The sequence below is a fragment of the Mesorhizobium sp. M4A.F.Ca.ET.020.02.1.1 genome (assembly GCF_004022645.1).
Taxonomy (GTDB): Bacteria; Pseudomonadota; Alphaproteobacteria; order Rhizobiales; family Rhizobiaceae; genus Mesorhizobium.
This window is the reverse complement of the sequence record NZ_RZOI01001081.1, coordinates 1-1,415: the sequence shown is the minus strand read 5'-3', so window position 1 is coordinate 1,415 and position 1,415 is coordinate 1. Positions and strand designations below refer to the sequence as shown.

Below are 1,415 nucleotides of genomic sequence, written 5' to 3'. Positions count from 1 at the left end.
CAGGGCTATCTCGCCATGCTTTTGATGGCGCTGGCGGGCGCCGCGGCCGGCGCCGCCGTGGCGCTGGTGCCCGCCACGTTGCGCGTAAAGTTCAAGGTCGACGACGTGGTCAGCTCGCTGCTGCTCAACTCAGTCATCTATTACGCGCTGATGGCGCTGATCGAGGGGCCCTGGAAGGATAGCTTCAGCGGCTATCCGATCTCGCCGCCGGTCGAGGATTCGGCCAATTTCCCGGTGCTGATTGAGGGCACGCGGCTGCATCTCGGCGTCGTGGCGGCGCTGATCGCCGCGCCGCTCTGCTGGTTCTTGATCGCGCGCATGACGCTCGGCTTCCGCATCCGTGTCACCGGCGAGAATCCGGAAGCGGCCCGCTACAGCGGCATCAACGTCCAGCGCGTGCTCATCTCGACCGCACTGCTCTCCGGCGCGCTGGCGGGCTTGGCCGGCGTCGGCGAGGTCGGCGGCGTGCATTTCCAGGTGATGAGCGACATTTCGCCCGGCTACGGCTATTCCGGCATTGTCGTCGCCATGCTGGCCAGGCTCAATCCGCTCGGCGTGGTGCCGGCGGCGCTCTTCCTTGCCGCGGTTATGACCGGGGCCGAGGCGATGTCGCGCGCGACCGGCGTGCCGGCTTTCCTCAGCGACGTCATCCAGGGCACGGCGCTGCTTGCCATGCTGGTGGCGCTGCTGTTCACCGCCTATCGAATTCGGCGGGTCGCGAAATGAGCGCGGTGTTCGAGCAGATCTTTCAGGTCGGCTTCCTTGCCGCCATCATCCGCATCGCCACGCCGCTTGCCTTCGCCACGCTTGGCGAAATGTTCTCCGAGCGCGCCGGCGTGCTTAATCTCGGCATCGAAGGCATCATGCTGCTTTCCGCCATGGCCGGCTTCACCGCCACCAGTCTGAGCGGCAGCCTGTGGCTCGGCGTGCTGGTGGCCGTGGCGACCGGCGCGCTGATGGGCGCGGTGCATGCGCTGTTCACGGTGGCGCTCGGCCTGAGCCAGCATGTCTGCGGCATCGGCGTGACGCTGTTCTGCTCGGGGCTCGCCTATTTCCTCTACCGGCTGATCTTCGGCCAGCAATCGGTGCCGCCGAGCATCAAAGGTTTTCAGACGCTGCCGATCCCACTGCTTTCCGACATTCCGGTCCTGGGACCGGCGGTGTTGAACCAGTTCGCGCTGGTTTACCTCGCGATCATCGCCGTTCCGCTCGCCGCCATCGTGCTCTACCGCACGCCATGGGGGCTTTCGGTGCGGATGGTAGGCGAAAACCCGCGCGCCGCCGACTCGGCCGGGGTCAGCGTGATTGGCACGCGCTTCCAGGCGGTGATCCTCGGCGGCGCGTTGATGGGGCTCGCCGGCGCGTTTCTCACCATGGCGCAGTTCAACGCCTTCACCTTCGGCGTGGTGTCCGGG

General features: G+C 66.7%; 2 protein-coding genes. Both read left to right on the top strand.

The genetic code is table 11. The annotated features are described in order from the left end of the window. Nucleotides 1–726, top strand: a 726-nt coding sequence (locus EN742_RS34975) for an ABC transporter permease (protein WP_148670526.1), incomplete at its 5' end; no start/stop codon positions are given. Continuing rightward, nucleotides 723–1,415 (top strand): ABC transporter permease (locus EN742_RS34970; protein ID WP_148670525.1); only part of this gene is annotated, 693 nt, incomplete at its 3' end. The genes EN742_RS34975 and EN742_RS34970, both read left to right, overlap by 4 nt.